This window comes from Azospirillaceae bacterium, assembly GCA_028283825.1.
In the GTDB taxonomy this organism is placed as follows: domain Bacteria; phylum Pseudomonadota; class Alphaproteobacteria; order Azospirillales; family Azospirillaceae; genus Nitrospirillum.
Window position 1 is genome coordinate 454,735 of the sequence record JAPWJW010000004.1, and the last position, 17,568, is coordinate 472,302.

The 17,568-nt window shown below is 68.4% G+C and carries 19 protein-coding genes; 10 read left to right on the top strand and 9 right to left on the bottom strand.

Features of this window, described 5'->3' with window-relative positions:
* Positions 1-144 precede the first annotated feature (144 nt).
* Complete coding sequence (locus tag PW843_26165) at positions 145-1,797, bottom strand: porin (GenBank protein MDE1150054.1); 1,653 nt, start codon at positions 1,795-1,797, stop codon at positions 145-147.
* A 507-nt stretch (positions 1,798-2,304) separates the two neighbouring features.
* Between PW843_26165 and PW843_26170 the strand changes: the two genes are divergently transcribed.
* The 5 genes from PW843_26170 to PW843_26190 all read left to right on the top strand — a co-directional run bounded on the left by PW843_26170 (position 2,305) and on the right by PW843_26190 (position 7,539).
* Positions 2,305-2,796: a sigma-70 family RNA polymerase sigma factor gene (locus PW843_26170; GenBank protein MDE1150055.1), complete on the top strand. Its 492-nt coding sequence runs from the start codon at positions 2,305-2,307 to the stop codon at positions 2,794-2,796.
* Positions 2,793-3,380 (top strand): DUF4880 domain-containing protein, encoded by a 588-nt coding sequence (locus PW843_26175; GenBank protein ID MDE1150056.1) that lies wholly within the window; start codon positions 2,793-2,795, stop codon positions 3,378-3,380. The genes PW843_26170 and PW843_26175 overlap by 4 nt, the downstream gene beginning before the upstream one ends.
* Positions 3,313-3,765 carry a hypothetical protein gene (locus PW843_26180; protein MDE1150057.1) on the top strand — a complete coding sequence of 151 codons (453 nt, stop codon included), beginning with the start codon at positions 3,313-3,315 and terminating at the stop codon, positions 3,763-3,765. Before PW843_26175 ends, PW843_26180 begins: the two co-directional genes overlap by 68 nt.
* A 109-nt stretch (positions 3,766-3,874) precedes the next feature.
* Complete coding sequence (locus PW843_26185) at positions 3,875-6,307, top strand: TonB-dependent receptor (protein MDE1150058.1); 2,433 nt, start codon at positions 3,875-3,877, stop codon at positions 6,305-6,307.
* Positions 6,308-6,309: 2 nt separating this feature from the next.
* On the top strand, positions 6,310-7,539 hold the full coding sequence (locus PW843_26190) for an MBL fold metallo-hydrolase (protein MDE1150059.1): 1,230 nt from the start codon (positions 6,310-6,312) through the stop codon (positions 7,537-7,539).
* A 6-nt stretch (positions 7,540-7,545) separates the two neighbouring features.
* Here PW843_26190 and PW843_26195 read toward each other — a convergent pair whose 3' ends face one another.
* From PW843_26195 to PW843_26215, 5 genes are all read right to left on the bottom strand, one after another.
* Positions 7,546-8,877, bottom strand: coding sequence for a serine hydrolase (locus PW843_26195; protein ID MDE1150060.1), 1,332 nt, complete (start codon positions 8,875-8,877; stop codon positions 7,546-7,548).
* 198 nt (positions 8,878-9,075) lie between these two features.
* The gene (locus PW843_26200) at positions 9,076-9,807 is read right to left on the bottom strand and encodes a metallophosphoesterase (protein MDE1150061.1); all 732 of its coding nucleotides are present in this window, start codon (positions 9,805-9,807) and stop codon (positions 9,076-9,078) included.
* A gap of 236 nt (positions 9,808-10,043) precedes the next feature.
* A complete protein-coding gene (locus PW843_26205) occupies positions 10,044-10,517 on the bottom strand; it encodes an Rrf2 family transcriptional regulator (protein MDE1150062.1) in 474 nt (157 codons plus the stop codon).
* Positions 10,518-10,591: 74 nt separating this feature from the next.
* Positions 10,592-11,026 (bottom strand): group III truncated hemoglobin, encoded by a 435-nt coding sequence (locus tag PW843_26210; GenBank protein MDE1150063.1) that lies wholly within the window; start codon positions 11,024-11,026, stop codon positions 10,592-10,594.
* A 10-nt stretch (positions 11,027-11,036) separates the two neighbouring features.
* Positions 11,037-11,507 carry a hemerythrin domain-containing protein gene (locus PW843_26215; protein MDE1150064.1) on the bottom strand — a complete coding sequence of 157 codons (471 nt, stop codon included), beginning with the start codon at positions 11,505-11,507 and terminating at the stop codon, positions 11,037-11,039.
* Positions 11,508-11,835: 328 nt separating this feature from the next.
* On the opposite strand from PW843_26215, the gene PW843_26220 reads away from it, so the two are divergent.
* From PW843_26220 to cydB, 3 genes are all read left to right on the top strand, one after another.
* The gene (locus PW843_26220) at positions 11,836-12,315 is read left to right on the top strand and encodes a cytochrome ubiquinol oxidase subunit I (GenBank protein ID MDE1150065.1); all 480 of its coding nucleotides are present in this window, start codon (positions 11,836-11,838) and stop codon (positions 12,313-12,315) included.
* A gap of 61 nt (positions 12,316-12,376) precedes the next feature.
* Positions 12,377-13,240: a cytochrome ubiquinol oxidase subunit I gene (locus tag PW843_26225; GenBank protein MDE1150066.1), complete on the top strand. Its 864-nt coding sequence runs from the start codon at positions 12,377-12,379 to the stop codon at positions 13,238-13,240.
* Positions 13,237-14,250: a cytochrome d ubiquinol oxidase subunit II gene (cydB, locus tag PW843_26230; GenBank protein MDE1150067.1), complete on the top strand. Its 1,014-nt coding sequence runs from the start codon at positions 13,237-13,239 to the stop codon at positions 14,248-14,250. The genes PW843_26225 and cydB overlap by 4 nt, the downstream gene beginning before the upstream one ends.
* Before the next feature lie 19 nt (positions 14,251-14,269).
* Here the strand turns inward: cydB and PW843_26235 are convergent, their stop codons facing one another.
* Complete coding sequence (locus PW843_26235) at positions 14,270-14,806, bottom strand: NnrS family protein (GenBank protein ID MDE1150068.1); 537 nt, start codon at positions 14,804-14,806, stop codon at positions 14,270-14,272.
* Positions 14,807-14,904: 98 nt separating this feature from the next.
* On the opposite strand from PW843_26235, the gene PW843_26240 reads away from it, so the two are divergent.
* Together PW843_26240 and PW843_26245 are read left to right on the top strand one after the other, a co-directional pair.
* Entirely contained in the window at positions 14,905-15,441 is a 537-nt protein-coding gene (locus PW843_26240) for a hypothetical protein (GenBank protein ID MDE1150069.1), read from the top strand.
* Between the two features lie 128 nt (positions 15,442-15,569).
* Entirely contained in the window at positions 15,570-16,100 is a 531-nt protein-coding gene (locus tag PW843_26245; GenBank protein MDE1150070.1) for a GNAT family N-acetyltransferase, read from the top strand.
* Positions 16,101-16,249: 149 nt separating this feature from the next.
* Here PW843_26245 and PW843_26250 read toward each other — a convergent pair whose 3' ends face one another.
* Positions 16,250-16,774, bottom strand: a complete 525-nt coding sequence (locus PW843_26250) for a GAF domain-containing protein (GenBank protein ID MDE1150071.1) — start codon at positions 16,772-16,774, stop codon at positions 16,250-16,252.
* Between the two features lie 34 nt (positions 16,775-16,808).
* Positions 16,809-17,519, bottom strand: coding sequence for a glutamine amidotransferase (locus tag PW843_26255; protein MDE1150072.1), 711 nt, complete (start codon positions 17,517-17,519; stop codon positions 16,809-16,811).
* Positions 17,520-17,568 lie beyond the last annotated feature (49 nt).

Sequence of the window (17,568 nt, forward strand, 5' to 3'; positions counted from 1 at the left end):
GTGCCTCAATAGGCTGCGACCGCAGCCGCCGGAGCATTTCGGGGAGCCGAAGGCGGACTGAAATGCGAGGAAGCCCAGCCAGCGGATGCTGGCGCCCGGCGCCTGAGGGGGCCTTTGATCCGTCAAGATCAAAGGCCACACGTATCAGAAATTAAAGCGTACGCCGGTGGTGGGCGCGAAGTCGTTGTTGTACAGGTAGCCGGCGGCCTGGCCCCCGCTGACCTGTGAGTACATGAAGCCCAGATAGGCGTCGAACCGCTTGGCGAAGCGATAATCCGCCACCATCGACCAGGCGTTCAGCGTGCCGGAACAGGTGGCGGCACTGGTGTCCGAACAGCTTTTGGCGCCATAGCTGTTCTGCCCGTAATGGTAATAGGCGCCCGTCAGATCGACCTTGGAGGTCACGGCGTACTTGGCCCCACCCCACACCACCTGCAGGATCTTGTCGTGCGGGAAGGCCGTGTTGTTGACGATGGCCAGGGTATAGCCGCCGATGTCGGTGGTGCCCGCCTGCAAGGGCACCGACGGGTTGGAATAGTCGATGTACTCATAACCCGCGAAGAACTTCAGGTCGCGGTCCAGCGTGTATGAGGCCATCAGGCTGTAGGCGTCGTTGTCCGAGATGGTGCCGGCCAGCGAGGTGCGCGGGCTGTAGCCCAGCGCCTGCACCTGGGTGACCTGCGCCGCCGTCAGCGGGCCGACCGACACCGCGTTCTGCTTGTGGGCGAAGGCGGCGTCGAACGACAGGCCGCCGATGTCGCTGCCGACATCGAATTCCAGCGCGTTGCCGTGCATGCCGCCGTTGTCCTCACCGAACTGGTAGAGGGCGCCGACGCGCACCGGACCGATCTTGTTGGTGTATTTGACGGCGTTGTCCAGGCGGAAGTCTTCCGTGTCGCCGCCACCGCCGGCCACGCCGGAAAAACCGATGACCGAGAAGGCGTACGAGGCGCCCTGGGGGTCATAGGCGAAGACGTTGTCGGCGACCAGGGAGTTCTGGCGGCCCACGGTCAGCGTGCCCCACACCGGTGAACTGACGCCGGCGTAGGCGGCGCGGTTGAAGGCCTGGCCGGCGTGGCTGCTGTCGCCATAGCCGGTCTGCTTGGTGGTCGCCAGGCCGTTGTTGGCGGCGATCGATCCGGGGCCGTCGGCCAATTGGCCCGATTGCGGGTTGAAGCCGGTTTCCAGCTTGAACACCGCCGACCAGCCGTCGGCGATCTCCTCCGACCCCTTCAGGCCGATCTTGGACTGGCTGAGGCCGTTGGAGGTGAAGGTGGCGGTGCCCTTGTTGCCGTTCTTGCTGACCAGGTAGTTCACGGCGTCCGGCCAGTACTGGCTCAGCGGCGCGCCGTGGGACTGATAGCCGAAGCCCACGTCCACCGTGCCGTACAGCGTGATGCCGTAATAGCTCAGGCTGCCGTCGCCCGGCGGCTTGGTGGAATGGGCCATGTCGTAGGCCGCCTTCTGCGCCGCGTCGGCCGCCACCTGGGCGGATTGTGCGCGATCGGCCGCCTGCTGCGCCGTCTGGGCGGTCGCGGCGGCGGTGGCCGTGCTTAGGCTGGTGGTCTGCGTCTGCTGCGTTTCCAGCGTGTTCAGCCGGTCCTGCATCGCCTGCATGGCCTTGGACTGGGCGGCCATCTGCTCCTGCGCCTGCTTCATCTGGGCGCGCAGCTGGCGTAGTTCATCCGCGTCATTGGCCCAGGCTGGCTGGCTGGCGAGGGCCAGCAGGCCGCAGGCGGCCGTCATGGCCAAGCCGCGGCGCCATTTGGGGCGCCGGCGGACATCGTGTCGGTTCATGGGTAAGTCAACTCCCTGGGCACCGCCCGCGCGGCCAACGCGCCGGCGGTGCCCTATCCGGTTACATGGGCGTGCGTTTTCGCCTGGCCGATCGGGCCAGGAGCCGCGACAAGTCCTGCTGCGACCGCGAAATAACGGCCCCATCAGGCGTATTGACCTGTTGCGGTGCACAAAAATTTTCAGGCATTCTAAAAGAGTTGTTAACTCTTCTTTAAAGAAGATATCGACGACGAAGCAATCGTCCGCGACATCCTGTACTGGGTAAGTTTCCTCTATCGACGTGCCATCTTCGGTGGTCGTCTTTTTTGTCAACGATACTTATGGGTAAGAACTACATGGATATTAAGTAGATGCTTGGGCGGCCAAGGCGACTAAATAATTTTTCAGTTAGATGAAACCCAATTTAATTGTCTGAAGCGCTGGGCCGCGCCGTCTTCCGGGCGCCCCGCCCTTCGGTTATGGTGGACCCCTCTTTCCGGACGGAGCCCGCGCATGGACGATCCCTTGATGGCAGATCGACTGGCCAGCCCTGGCCTGTGGGCGCGTTTGCGCCGCCAGCTGACCCGCCTGACCGGGTCGCAGGACGTGGACGACCATCTGCATACCGCCTTCATGAAGCTTGAGGCCTATCGGGCGCGCGAACCGGTGCGGAACCCTGAGGCCTTCCTGGTGCGCGCCGCCGCCAACAGCGCGCTGGACGAACACCGCCGGGTGCAGCGCCAGGCGTCCCTGCCGTTGGGCGATGCCGATCTGGGCCCGTCCCTGGCGGACGAGGCCCCCTTGCAGGATGAGGTCTACGCCGCCCGCCAGCGGCTGGACCGGGTGCGCCAGAGCATTGCCCAACTGCCGCCGCGCACGCGGGAGATTTTCCTGATGCACCGCCTGGACGGCCTGAAATACCATGAGATCGCGGCGCGGCTGGGCATCAGCCAGAGTGCCGTGGAGAAACACATCGCCAAGGCGGCCCTGGCGCTGGCGGCGTGGACGAAGGGTTGGTGAGACAGGTGGCCCGGGCAGATATTCAGGATGCGGCTCCCCATACTGCCGCCGATGTCGAGGCCGCCGCCTGGATGGCGCGGCTGCGCGGGCCCGACCGGACGGAGGCGGCGTTGGCCGCCTTCCGCGCCTGGTGCGACGCTGACCCCGCGCACGCCGCCGCGTTTGAGCACATGACCGCCGTCTGGGACGTGGCTGGCGGCCTTCATGCCGAGCGTGCGGCCCTTTCGGGTGGCGCCACGCCGGCCGCCCGGCCCAGCCGCCGCCTGGTGTTGGCCGGCGTCGCCGGCGCCCTGGCGCTGGGCCTGGGCGGTGTGGGCTTCTGGCAGCGGGCGGGCGCCACCGTCTACAGCACGGCGGTGGGGGAGCAACGCCGGCTGTCGCTGGCCGACGGCACCCGCGTCATCCTGGATACCGACAGTGAGATCCGGGTGCGTCTCAGCGACCGGGCGCGGCGCGTGGCCCTGGTGCGCGGGCGCGCCAGCTTCGCGGTGGCCGACGACCGGCGGCCCTTACCTGGTGGACGCCGCCGACCGCCATATCGAGACCGACCCCGGTGCGGCCCAGTTCGACGTCCGCCGGGATGACGACATCGTCACCGTCACCCTGGTGGCGGGCGGTGCCCGGGTGCTGGGGCAGGTCGCCGCCCCGGTCACCCTGGCCGGTGGGCAGCAGTTGGTGGCGTTGCAGGCCGGAAACGAGGTCGACCAGCCCAACGTGGCCGACGCCACCGCCTGGCAAAGCGGCCGTGCCGTGTTCCGCGGTGACACCCTGGCGGCGGCGGCGGCGGAGATGAACCGCTACAGCCCGGTCAAGCTGACGGTGTCACCCCAGGCGGCGGGCTTGCGGGTCAGCGGCACCTACCGCGTGGGCGACAACGCCGCCTTCGCCCATTCCGTCGGGACGCTGCTGTCGCTGCATGTCGTGGCCAGTGGGGGGCGGGGCGGCGACGGCTTGATGCTCACCCCGTGACATATTCATGAAATTCCAAAAAATCCCCGAAAAAGGGATGAGGTAAATCCCGGCGCCCGCGTCGACGGGAAGGGGCTGCGGGGCAGCGCCCGTCATCTCGGGGGATATCATGGGTTTCAAACAAGAAAGTCGGGCGGTCGGATCCCGTTTGCGTCGCGCCCTGGTCGTGGGTACGGCGCTGGCGCTGCTGATGGGGGCGGGGATCGCCGGCGGTGCCGCCGCGCAGACCGGTGCCATCGCGCAAATCCAGCTGCCGTCGCAGGCGCTGGCCGCCTCGCTGGAGGCGGTGTCGCGCCAGACCGACACCAACATCCTGTTCACGCCCGACATGGTGGCCGGCCGCATCGCCCCGGCGCTCAGCGGCCCGATGACCGTGCGCGACGCCGTGGCCCGCTTGCTGGCCGGCAGCGGGCTTGAGGCCGTGCCGGACGCCGGCGGCGGCCTGGTGGTGCGCAAGATGGTGCCGCACGCGGCGGCTGGCGGCTCGCAGCCTGAGGTCCAACTGGCGGCGGCGGACCTGTCGGAAATCGTCGTCACCGCCCAGCGGCGGGCGGAAAATTTGCAGGACGTGCCGGTGGCGGTGACCGCCCTGCCGGCCAAGACGCTGCGCGACCAGCGCATCACCAACCTGCAGGACGTGTCGCGGGTCACACCGGGCCTGCTGGTCTCCTCCTTCAGCTACAGCAGCCCGACCATCGCCATCCGCGGCGCCAGCAACACCTTCACCCAGATCGGGGTGAACCGCCCGGTGGCGGTGGTGCTGGACGACGTGTTCATCACCCGCAGCTCGGCCGCCATGTTCGATCTGTTCGATCTGGATTCCGTGCAGGTTCTGCGCGGGCCACAGGGCACGCTGTTCGGCCGCAATGTCACCGGCGGCGCCATCCTGCTGAACACCCGCAAGCCATCCTTCACCACGCCGGAGGTCGCGGGCTCCATCGGCTACGGCAACTACAACGCCTTCGACGTCAACGCGTTGGTCAGCGGCCCCATCAGTGACGACGTGGCGGCCAAGCTGGTGGTCTCCCGCCACAGCCATGACGGTTACGGCCAGGATCGGCTGACCGGCCGGCCGGAGGACGATCTGGACAACACCAATTTGCGCGGCCAGCTGCGCGCCCGCGCCGGCCGGGTCGACACCCTGTTCACCCTGGACTACAGCGACGACCACAACGGTGGGCGCACCCTGTCGTCCCTGGGCGGCGGTGATGACGGCAACCCGCGCACCTCCGAACTGGGCTTCCCGCAGAGTTTCACCCGCCACATGGCGGGCTTCGCCAACACCACCGACATTGATGTGGGCCAGGGCACGGTCACCGCCATCACCGCCTACCGCCTGTCGCGCGCGGTGGAGCGCTATTCGTCCACCGGCACCAACTACGCCTTCCTGACGACCGGCAGCCAGCAGATGAACGACGATGCCGACAACGTGAAGGATTTCTCCGAAGAGGTGCGCTACACCAGCCCGGAATGGGATCTGGGCCACTTCGTCGCCGGCGTCTATTACCTGAACGAGGACGCGACCCGGCAGCTGGGCGTGCGCAACTACGCGGCGCGCACCGGTGCGCTGACCGCCAACACCCTGGCCAACCAGTCGGTGGGCACCAACAGCATCTCCGGTTTCCTGGACGGCACCGTCAACCTGCCGGCGGATGTCAAGCTGACCCTGGGCGGCCGCTACACCCTGGATGAGAAGCAGGGCGACCTGATCCGCACCAACTACCTGACACCGGCCCTGGGCTTCAGCACCGGTGACCTCAACAGCGCCTGGGCGCAGTTCACGCCCCGCGCCGTGCTGTCGTGGCAGCCGACGCCGGATTACATGCTGTACGCCAGCATGGCCAAGGGCTTCACCTCCGGCGGCTACAATACGGAGGCGACCACGCTGGCCGCCATCGCCACCCCCTTCAATCCTGAAAAGGTGACGAATTATGAGGTGGGCGCCAAGACCAGCTGGTGGGACCAGCGCCTGACCGCCAACCTGGCGCTGTTCCACCTGGATTACCGGGACAAGCAGGAATACGTGCAGAACACCGTCACCGGCATCGGCACCATCCTGAACGCCGCCAAGGCGACGTCGCAGGGGGCGGAACTGGAACTGGGTTTCCACCCCCTCCAGGGCTTGGACCTGACCGCCGCCTATTCCTACCTGGACACCGCCTATGATGATTTCTTCATCGCCCGGGTGGTGAACAACACCGGCCATCCGCTGGGCTCCTCGCCCAAGCACAAGCTGGCGCTGACCGCCAATTATGAGACGGCGGTGGGCACCCTGGGCTACGTCGGCGGCAACCTCAGTTATTCGTGGATGGACGACTATTACACCGGCGCCACCAAAAGCCCGCAGCTGTTCGTGCCGGTCTACTACCTGGTCAACGCCAGCCTGACCTTCCAGACGCCGGACCGCCATTACCGCCTGACGCTGTGGGGCAAGAACCTGCTGGACCGGGATTATCTGCAGACGCCGTCCACCGCCGGCGTGCTGTCGGAATATCTGGGCGCCCCCCGCACCTACGGCGCCACCCTGTCGGCGGACTTCTGACCATGGCGACTGTTGATCGCCGCCGCTTCTGCCAGGGTTTGGCCGGGGCGGCGGGCCTGGCGGCCTTTCCCGTCCGGGCCCAGGCCGCCGGTTTGCCGCCCTGGACACCGGGCACGCTGGACATCCACCACATCGACATCGGGCGGGGCAACGCCACCTTCATCCTGGGGCCGGACGGCACCACGATGCTGGTCGATTGCGGCGCCAGCGACGACGGGCCGGAATTGTCGGCACCGGCCCGGCCCGACGCCAGCCGGGGGCCGGGCGAATGGGTGGCGCGCTATGCTTTGCGCCAGGCCGCGGCGGCGGGGCGCGACAGCCTGGACTATCTGGTGGTCACCCACGTCCACCCCGACCACATCGGCGACGTGGCGGCGAACTTGGCACGGGCGCCGGACGGCGACTATCGCCTGACGGGGGTCAGCGAGGTTGACCGCCATATGCCGGCGGCCCTGGTGATCGACCGCGCCTATCCCGACTACGGCGCCTTGCCGCCGCCGCCGGCCCCCTTCACCGCCAACTACCGCGCCTGGCTGGACGCGCGCTCACGCGCCGGCCGGCCGGTGCAGGCGGCGCGGGTGGGCTCGACCGACCAGATCACCGCCAAGGGCGGCCTCACCGTGCGGATGCTGGCCGGCAACGGCCGGGTGTGGACGGGGCGGGAGGGTGAAAGCCGCCCCCTGTTCCCCGACCTCACCACCCTGGCGCCCGCCGACCGGCCAAGCGAGAACATGGCTTCCCTGGCCCTGCGCCTGGACTACGGCCGCTTCCGCTATTTCACCGGCGGCGACCTGACGGCCAGCACCCGCGACGGCCGTTTCCCCTGGATGGACGTGGAAACGCCGGTGGCCCAGGCGGCCGGGCGGGTGGAGGTGGCGGTGGCCGACCATCACGGCTATTTCGACGCCTGCGGGCCGGATTTCGTGCGCCTGCTGGACGCCCAGGCCTATGTCATCCCGTCCTGGCACGCCACCCACCCCGGCATGGCCCAGATGGAACGCCTGACCGGCGCCTGGCCCGGTGCCACCCCGCGCGACGTCTACGCCACCGAACTGCTGCCGGCGGCGGCCCAGGTGAACCAACGCTTCCTGCCGGCCCTGCGCAGCCGCCAGGGCCACGTGGTGGTGCGGGTGGCACCCGGCGGCGCCAGCTACACGATCCACGTGCTGGATTCGACGCGCGAGGACGGCGGCGTGGTCCTCAGCCGGGGGCCGTATCTGTGCCGGGGATAGGCTGGGTCAATGCGGCTGCAACCAATACAGCCGATCATCCTTGTCGAAGCCGGCCAGCAGGCTGTCCATCCCGTTGGGCGCCACGGCGCGGTAACGGCGCATCCGGCCCTGCTGCACGGAATATTCCTCGATAGGGGTCAGCGTGACGGGTGGCTTGAAGGCCGGCAGGACGTCCCGGCGTGCAGTGGGATCCGACAGCCCCGCCATCATTTCAGGCGCGAAGATCTTGGTGTCCAGCCGGGGTGCTTCGCTCATGTCCAGGATGGCGGCCAGGCGCTTGTCCACCGGGTCGGCGGCGATTGGGGCCAAGGTCAGGGGCGTGCCGCCCGGTGCCGAGAGCTCCGCTACGACCCAGGCCATGCGGCGCAAGGCGGCGTCGGCACCCCCGACATTGGCGCAGACGGTGACGGCGATGTCGTCCGCCGGCAGGCGCAATGTGGCGGCGCTGTATCCCGGGATGCTGCCGGCCCTCAGATGATAGACCCGCCCCCGTGTCTGGCCCAGGTGCCAGCCCAGGCCATAGGGGATGGACCGGCCGGTGGCCAGCGGTGTGGGCGCCAACATGGGGGCCAAATCCACGGCTGCTATCCTGCCCTGCTTCCAGCCGCCGTCCCAGCGGGCGATGTCATCGGCATCGAACAGGATGCCGCCGGTGCCGGCGTAAGGGGCGCCCCCATAGGATAGGGGCGCATGGATATAGGTGGGGCCGAGGCTGTCTCTTGACCGTTCATAAGGTTCGGCGCGTCGCTCAATGATCTGCTCCCCGGCATCGGTCTGGCCGGTGGGGACATACGCCTGCGGGAAGATCCGGTTCGCCAGGAAGGCGGCGAAGGGCTGTTTTGCGACCGTTTCCACCAGCCAGCCCAGCAGCAGGTCATCTGTGTTGGATGGCGCCCATGCCTCGCCTGCGCTGAAGCGGGGTGGGGGCGGGCTGGTGATCCGTTGGAAGGCGTCGCGCCGGGGTGGGTGGAATGGATCGGGCAGGATATCCAGGTAATCGGGCAATCCGCTGGTATGGGTCAGCAAGGATTGGATCGGCGCATCGGCCCAGGCCGGCGGCAGGTCGGGCAGGTAATGGCCGATGGATTGGCCGCGATCGACCAACCCATCCTCGGCCAGGCGAAGGACACAGAGCGCGGTGACATGCCGGCTCGCCGGCCCCAGATTGAAGAATGTCTGCGCGGTGACGGGAACGCTGAAGGGCAAGGATGCCCAGCCCCAGCCGTGGAAAGCGGTACGGCCATGGCTGGTGACCGTCAGCGCCACGCCGGGACTGCCGACTTCCTGGATCACCCCTGCCAGCCGCTGCACGGTATCGACGGGCAGGGCGTCAAGCATCAGCAGGGGCGGCCTGAGCGTGGTTGACGATGCCCACCCCCGGCCTGTTTGTGCCATCAACGCCGCCGCCATTCCCGCGGCCAGCACATCCCGTCGTCGCATTTCATCCATTCCCCCAAACGCTACCATGGTCCGCCATCATCCGCCTTTTTTCGGCGGAACCAGGGCGGTGGCGTGGTTTTCAGACGGCGCCTTCTGTCACCCCATCGCCGCCCGGTGGGCGGCCAGGACGCGGATGTCGGTCTCGTGCAGGACGATGGCGGACAGGCGGCCGCTGCGATAGGCGCCGGTGTCGACGGCGATGCGCTGGGGCAGGATGTCGACCTCGGGCACGATGGTGTGGCCGTGGACGATGACCTTCTCATGCGGGCCCGGTGCCAGCATGAAGGGCGCGCGGATCCACAGCAGGTCTTCCGGGGCCTGTTCGTCCAAGGGCACGCCGGGGCGGATGCCGGCATGGACGAAGGCATAGTCGCCATAGGTGACGCTGTATTCCAGCCCTTCCAGGAAGCGCCGGTGTGAGGGCGGCAGCTGGGCGGCCAGCGCCTCGGCCAGGGCCAGGCCCTGCTGTGCCGCCGGCCCGTCCATCACCGCCGGGATGCCGTAGCTGCGCAGGGTGGCGGGCCCGCCGAACTCCAGCCAGCGCAGGGCCGCCAGCGGGTTGTTCAGGAAGTCCAGCATGGACTGCTCATGGTTGCCGCGCAGGCAATGGCGGGTGAAACCGGGCAGCAGGTCGTCCAGGGCATGGCCGTCCATGGCCGCACCCCCGCGCAGCAGGTCGATCACCCCCCGGCTGTCCGGCCCCCGGTCGACATAGTCGCCCAGCATGACCAGCACGGGCTTCAGCCCCGGGGTTCGCGTCCGGACCCGTTCGAAGTCGCGGGCGATGATGTCCAGCAGGGCGCGCAGCAGCGCCAGTTCGCCGTGCACGACTCGCCGACGGCATAAACGATGTGCCCGGCGGGTGGGCGCGGGGCGTTCGGGCCGCCGGGGGCGGGGGCCCTCGAGGGCCGCAGGGCGTCGCGCAGTCGGTTCAGCATCGCGGGCGGCCGGCATCCCTGTTGGATGGTTCGCGGGTGTAATGGTTAAGGACGGTAGGGACGTCCGCCGCCCTTGTCACCACCCCATGGGGATAAGGGCAGCGCAGGGCCGGGATGTGAAAAGTGTCAGGTCGCCGATTGAGCCCCGCCGGGCGGCGTCAGCTGCGGCAGGCCCAACAGGCTGACCAGGGTGCGTCGGGGCTTCACCAGGTCGGCCAGGGTATAGTCGTCCAGCACCGCCAGGAAGGCCTGCAACGCCTCCTTCAGGGCGGATTTCAGCACGCAGGTGGGGCTGAGGCGGCAGAATTCGGGGTCGGCGTCGCCGAAGCATTCCAGCAGGTCCAGCTCCTGCTCCGTCGCGCGCACCACCTCGCCGACGCGGATATCCTCCGCCTTGCGGCCCAGGCGCAGGCCGCCGCCCCGGCCGCGGACGGCCTCGACGTAGCCCAGCTGGCTCAACTGGTGCACCACCTTCATCAGGTGGTTCTTGGAAATGCCGTAGATCTGGGCCACGTCGTTGATGGTGGCCAGCCCGTCGGGCTTCAGGGCCAGGTACACCAGGGTGCGCAGCGCATAATCCGTGTAGCTCGACAGCCGCATCACCGCCTCAGGAAAAACAGCATGGCCAATACATATATATAATCTGGGCATTTAAGCCAGCCAGCCGCCCGCGTTCAATGCCCATTTGTTGCGGGCCGCTCCACGGCGGCCTTCAGCGTGGCCGCCACGCGGTCGGCGCGGTCCATGAAAAAGGCGGCGGCCTGGGGGCTGGGGGCGATATCGGCCAGGGTGTCGCGGAACAGGGCCAGCCAAGGTGGGAACAGTGCCGGCGTCAGGCCGGGCATGGATTGGTGCGCCCGCACCGGCTTGCCGTGATAACGCCCGGTCCACAGCGCCAGCGACGACCAGAAATCCTTCATGCGGGCCAGGTGGGCGGGCCAGTCGGCGATCGCGGTGTTGAAGACCGGCCCCAGCAGCGGGTGTACCCGCACCCGGGCGTAAAAGGTCTCCACCAGGTCATCGATGAACGCCTCCGTTATGCCCATGCCGGCCGCCTGCGCCGCCAGCATCTGGCGTGTCCGCTCACCATCCAGGCGGGGGTTTTCCATGCCATCCTCCTCAGGCGGCGGCGGTTTCGGCCAGGCGGTCGTGGCGGGCGTACAGGATGGATTCCTCCTTGTGCCAGCGCAGGTGCAGCATGGCGTGCATCCGGCCGAAATCGATGGCGAATTCCAGGCCCGAGCCGCCGTCGCGGTACTTGTCGAAGAAGGCCAGGATGTCGCCGCTGATCTTCGTCATCTCCGCGCTGAACTGGTCGGCGTGGGCGCGGGCGCCGGGGTCGATGCGGGCCAGGTTGCGCAATGCGGGATAGAACTCCGCATCCTCGCGCTGGATGTGGTCCACGAACAGGGCGCGGGCGTCCAGCAGGGCGGCGCGGCCCTGGGGTGTGCCGATGCCCAGGTCGCGCACGCGCTCCAGCACGGAACGCAGGTCGGCATGGTCGTGGCGCAGGCGGTCGGTCAGGGTGGACATGGGGGCTCTCCGGTTGGCCCTCCCGGCGGGGGGCGTTGCGATGGGATAAAGATGCATCATAAATACATCTTTAAGGATGTCGAATTTGCGGATGGATGGCATGCGCGGCCGGCTGTGACGGCCATCGCTTCCCGACCGACTGGGCCGTCGTTGCCGCCAAACGCAACGACAATGACCGGTGGGTTCCCTGTTATGGGCTATCCGCCCGCGCTAGTTTTCAAGCGACGAAAATGGGGTCCTACTGATTGCGGTTCCAATGGTTGGGGGCCTGGACAATTCGTCCGGTCGACGCTTGTCCGCCCTGGGGGGACCTTGGCCGCACGTCAACGCCTGGGGGCATGTAAAGGCTCCACCCTGGGCGGCACAAATCAAGGAGACCAGTCCCATGGATGCGGTAATCCTCTCGCGTCTACAGTTCGTGTGGGTGGTGGCGTGGCACATCCTGCTGCCCGCCTTCACCGTCGGCATCGCCTCCTACATCGCCCTGCTGGAAGGGCTGCACACCTGGACGCGGCGTCCGGTCTACCTGGCCGTTTCCAAGTTCTGGATCCGCCTGTTCGCCGTCACCTTCGGCATGGGTGTGGTCAGCGGCATCGTCATGCCCTTCCAGTTCGGCACGAACTGGAGCCGCTTCACCGACGCCGTGTCCAACGTCGTCGGGCCCCTGTTCGCCTATGAAGGGCTGACCGCCTTCTTCCTGGAGGCGGCGTTCCTGGGCGTGCTGCTGTTCGGGCGCAAGCTGGTGCCGCCCTGGGCGCATTTCGTGGCCGCCACCATGGTGGCGCTGGGCACCTTGCTGTCCACCTTCTGGATCCTGGCGGTGAACAGCTGGATGCAGACGCCCCAGGGCTACACCGTCGATTGACGGGCGTTTCTTCCCGGCCAGCTGGGTCGATATCATCTTCAGCCCCAGCTTCCCCTTCCGCCTGGCCCATGTGGTCAGCGGCTTCTACGTCACCACCGCCTTCGTCGTGCTGGCGGTGGGTGCCTACACCGTGCGCAAGGCCCGTTTCCCGGAAGAGGGGCGGGTGATGATGCGCATGGCGCTGGGGTTCCTCACGCTGTTCGTGCCCATCCAGATCGTGCTGGGCGACATGCACGGCCTGAACACCCTGGAACACCAGCCGGCCAAGCTGGCCGCCATGGAAGGCCTGTGGGAAGGGGGGACGGGCGTCCCCGCCTCCCTCTTCGGGTTCCCCGACCAGAAGGCCGAGACCAACCATTTCGAGATCGCCGTGCCCAAGCTGGGCAGCCTGTACCTGACCCACCATTGGGACGGGGCGGTGAAGGGCCTGAAGGACTTTCCGCCCGATGAACGCCCGCCGGTAATCGTCGTCTATTGGGCCTTCCGCATCATGGTGGGGATCGGCCTGCTGATGCTGGCCATCGTCGCCGTCGGCTGGCTGTTGCGCTGGCGCGGGCGGCTGTACGACACCGCCTGGTATCTGCGTGGGGTGCAATGGGCGGGCGCCTTCGGTTTCATCGCCGTGCTGGCCGGCTGGACGACGACCGAGGTGGGGCGCCAGCCTTGGACCGTCTACGGCCTGATGCGCACCGCCGATTCCGTGACGCCGTCGCTGACCGTGTGGGACGTGGTGCTGTCGCTGCTGATGTACATGGCGGTCTACCTGCTGATCTACCCGACCGGCCTGATGTTCCTGCGGCGCATCGTGCGCAACGGCCCGCTGGACCATGACGCCCAGAACGACACGCCGGTGGAAAGCGGCCGGCCGGCCCAGCCGGTGGTGGCCCTGCCGCTGGCCCATATTCCTGAAGGAGACGCCCGATGAACGGCCCCATCCTCGATCTGGTCGGCGTCTGGACGGTGATCCTGGGCGCCGGCGTCTTCTTCTACGTGCTGCTGGACGGTTTCGACCTGGGGGTCGGCATGCTGTACGGCCTGAACCCCGACAGCCGGTCGCGCGGCATCATCATGAATTCCATCGCCCCCATCTGGGACGGGAACGAGACCTGGCTGATCCTGGGCGGGGTCGCCTTGCTGGCGGCCTTCCCCCTGGCCTTCGCCATCATCATCCCGGCCCTGTATTTCCCCGTGCTGCTGATGCTGCTGGCCCTGATCTTCCGGGGCGTGGCGTTCGAATTCCGCTTCAAGGACAAGGAACACCGGGGCTTCTGGGACAACGCCTTCTGTTATGGCTCCGCCGTCGCCACCTTCGCCCAGGGCACGGTGCTGGGCGCCTATATCCAGGGTTTCCAGGTGGTGGGGCGGCAGTTCACCGGCGGTTCGTTCGACTGGCTGACGCCCTTTTCCGTGGTGACGGGCGTGGGCCTGATGGCGGGGTACGCCCTGCTGGGGGCCGGCTGGCTGATCCTGAAGACGGAAGGGGACCTGCAGGTCTGGGCGCGCAAACAGGCGCGGCGCGCCCTGGTGCTGGTGCTGGTCGGCATCGCGATCGTCAGCCTGTGGACGCCCTACGCCTTGCCGGACATCGCCCAGCGCTGGTTCAGCTGGCCCAACATCGCCTTCCTGGCGCCGGTGCCGCTGGCCAGCCTGGTCCTGGCCTTCGCCACCTGGCGCAGCCTGGGCCGGGACCATCACGCCTGGCCTTTCGTCTTTTCCATCGGGCTGTTCGTGACGGCCTATCTGGGCCTGGCCATCAGCCTGTGGCCCAACATCGTGCCCCACAAATATTCCCTGTGGGACGCCGCCAGTTCGGAAAGCACCCAGGCCTTCCTGCTGGTGGGCACCCTGTTCCTGCTGCCGGTCATCCTGCTGTACAGCGGCTGGTCCTACTGGGTCTTCCGCGGCAAGGTGAAGGCCGACGCAGGCTATCACTGATGGCAAGGCGGGGGCCGGTTCACGCCGCCAGGCGCGGCCGGCCCCAATAGGGCAGGTAGCGGCCGGCGAACAGGGCGAAGGCCGCCACCCACAGCAGCGCCGATAGCGCCAGCAGGGCCAGCGGCAGGCCGCCCGACAGGCTGGCGACGATGCGGGCCAGGGCGGCACCATTGACCAGCAGGTAACAGCAGGTGGTGGTCCGGTCGGCCGTCAGCGTCCGGCCGGTGTGGCCCAGCGATGCCCGGCTCATGACCGCCAGCACCATGGTGCCGATGGACCCGGCGGTCAGGGCGTGGATGGCGGCGGCGGGTGGCACGGCCGGGGACAGCAGCGTGGCCCCCAGCAGGGCCGCCCCCGCGACCACCCACAGGTAACCGACGTGCAGCACGGCCAGCAGCGGTTCCGCCGCCGTGGCCCAGCCCCGCCAACGGATGAGGCGCGCCAGGTTCAAAGCGGCGGCGGCCAGCAGCAGCCAGCCCACCGCCTGGACCGTAGGCGCGAAGGCCCAGCCCAGCAGGCCGGTGTGCAGGCTGGCCAGGGCCAGTTTGTCCACCAGGCCGGGGGGTGGTCGGCGGCAGGGCGGTCCCGCCCCGCTTCACCAGCCAGTTGCGGGTGAAGGCGGGGATGATGCGCCCGCCGATGGCGGAAATCAGGATGACGATGGCCGCCAGGCCCAGGCGCCAGCCCAGGCCGGCCGGGACGGTGGCGCCGGCGGCCTCGGCATACATGGCCAAGTCGGCGATGGTCAGCACGGCCAGGGGCACCGTCATCACCAGGTTGCGCCAGTTGCGGGCGATGATGACCTGGCGCGCCGCGATGACGCCCAGGGTGGCCGGCAAGGCTGCGTCCACCATTGCGGCCAGGGCCGGCGGCACCGTCACGACCAGGCCGGCCAGGGCCAGCAGGCGGCCCGCCAGCCACAGGGCGACCAGCAGGGCCAGCGGCCGGCCGCGCAGGGGTGGGCGCCCGGTCCAATTGGGCACGGCGGTCAGGATGAACCCGGCCACCGCTGCCATGACGAAACCGAACAGCATCTCATGGATGTGCCAGGCCAGCGGGTCCAGCCCGGCGGGCCCCGTCAGCGCGCCGGACAGCAGCGCCACCCACAGGGCCAGCGCGATGGCGGCCCAGGATGAGGCCGCCAGGAAGAACGGCCGGAAGCCCTCGGCCAGCAGGGACGGGCCGGTATAGGCGGATGCAGGCGTGGCCATGGGATCTCTCCGGGCAAGGGGCGCCGATGGGGCGCCGACCGGGCCAGGATGGCGCGTGCGTGTCGGCCGAACGTTGTGCTGGCGCAAACAAACGGCGCATGATGTCCCATGCCTGAGCCCGCGTTTGCCTTGCGGCGATTGTCCCCGGACGACGTGCCGGCCATCGCCGACCTGTATGCCCGCTGCCGGGACTATTTCCTGCTGGAAGGGGGCGCGCCGCCGACCGTGGATGACGCGCACGTGCTGTTCACCGACATTCCGGAATCGAAACAAGCCGTTGACCAGGCCGTATTCGGCTGGGGACAAGGCGGCCGGCTGGATGCGGTCGCGGCGGTGCTGTCCGACTATCCGGTGGTGGGGGAATGGTATCTGGGGGTCCTGCTTGTCGACCCGGCACGGCGCGGCCAAGGTGTCGGCCGCACCATCTACGGGATGGTCGAGGCCTGGGCGGTGGCGCGCGGCGCCCGTCACATGCGGGTGGCGGTGCTGGAGGCCAACACCGCCGCGCATGGATTCTGGCGATCCCTGGGATTTGCCGACCTGCGCACCGTCGCCGCCGAACGGTTCGGGCGCAAATGGCACCGCCGCGTCGAATTGCGGCGGGATCTGGTGGGCTATGCCAGCGGCACGAGAGTCTGACTCGTGCCGCTGTAAGCTGCGACCGCAGCCGCCGGAGCTTTCCGGGGAGCGTAGCGGACTGGAAAGCGAGGATGAGCCAAGCGACCGGATGGCAGCAAGCGGCGTCTGAGGGGCGGCATTTGATCCATCAAGATCAAATGCCGAGCGTATTAGAGCGGCCAGTCGCTGCCGGCGACGAAGGCCAGGGCCAGGGCTTCGATGCCGGCCTGGTCCTGCGCGTCGAACCGCGCCGGGTTGGGGCTGTCCAGGTCGATGACGCCCAGCACCTGGCCGTCCAGGATCAGCGGCACCACCAGTTCGGAGCGCGAGGCCGCGTCACAGGCGATGTGGCCGGGGAAGGCGTGCACGTCCTCCACCAGCACGGACTGGCGGCGTTCCACCGCCGTGCCGCAGACGCCGCGCCCCACGGCGATGCGCACGCAGGCCGGCTTGCCCTGGAACGGGCCCAGCACCAGCTCGCGCGTGCCGCCCAGGTTGCCTTTGGCCGCGTTGCGCATGAAATAGAATCCGGCCCAGTTCAGGTCGGGCAGGGTGGTGAACAGCAGGGCCGACAGGTTGGCGGCATTGGCGATGGCGTCGCGCTCATCCGTCAGCAGGCCGGACAGGTCCAGGGCCAGGTCGCTGTAGAGGGTGGCCTTGTCGCGCGGCGTGTCGATGGTGCGGGCTTCGAACATGGGGAAACGAACCTCGGGAGAGACAGGAAGGGTGTCAGGCGAATTGTGCCAGCCAGGGGGCGATTATAGCGCGCGCCTGATCGGCCGCGCGGGTCGCCATCACAGCGCCCTCGCGGCGCAAATCGGGCACCGACAGGCCGGCGGCCGACAGTTCAGCCGCATGGCCCACATACCACAGATCCAGCCGCGCGGGATCGGCCTCGACATGGAATTGCAGGGCCAGGGCATGGGCGCCATAGCCATAGGCCTGGTTGGCGTAAAGGTGGTTGGACGCCAGGCGCGTGGCCCCCTGCGGCAGGTCGAAGGTGTCGCCGTGCCAGTGCAGCACCTTGGCACCATCCTCGCCCAACGGCGCCAGGCAGGACGCGCGCCCCACCTCGGTCAATGCCACCGCCCCCCAGCCGATCTCCTTGGCCGGCCCGGCATAGACCCGGGCGCCCAGGGCGCGGGCCATCAGCTGCGCGCCCAGGCAGATGCCCAGGGTCGGCCGCCCGGCCGCCAGGCGGCGTTCCAGCAGGGCGATCTCCGCCGTCAGGAAGGGATATGCGGCTTCCTCATAAACCCCGATGGGCCCGCCCAGCACCACCAGCAGGTCGGCATCGGCCAAGGCGGGGTCGGCCAGGTCGTCCACCGGCGCCTCGCGATATTCCACCGCCCAGCCTTGCTCCGCCAGCACCGGGCCCAGCAGCCCCAGATCCTCGAACGCCACATGGCGCAGCGCTATGGCTTTCTTCGGGCTGGGCATGGGCGGAACCTCCGGCGGCGGGTTAGAGGTTCTTATAAACAGTCGCCTA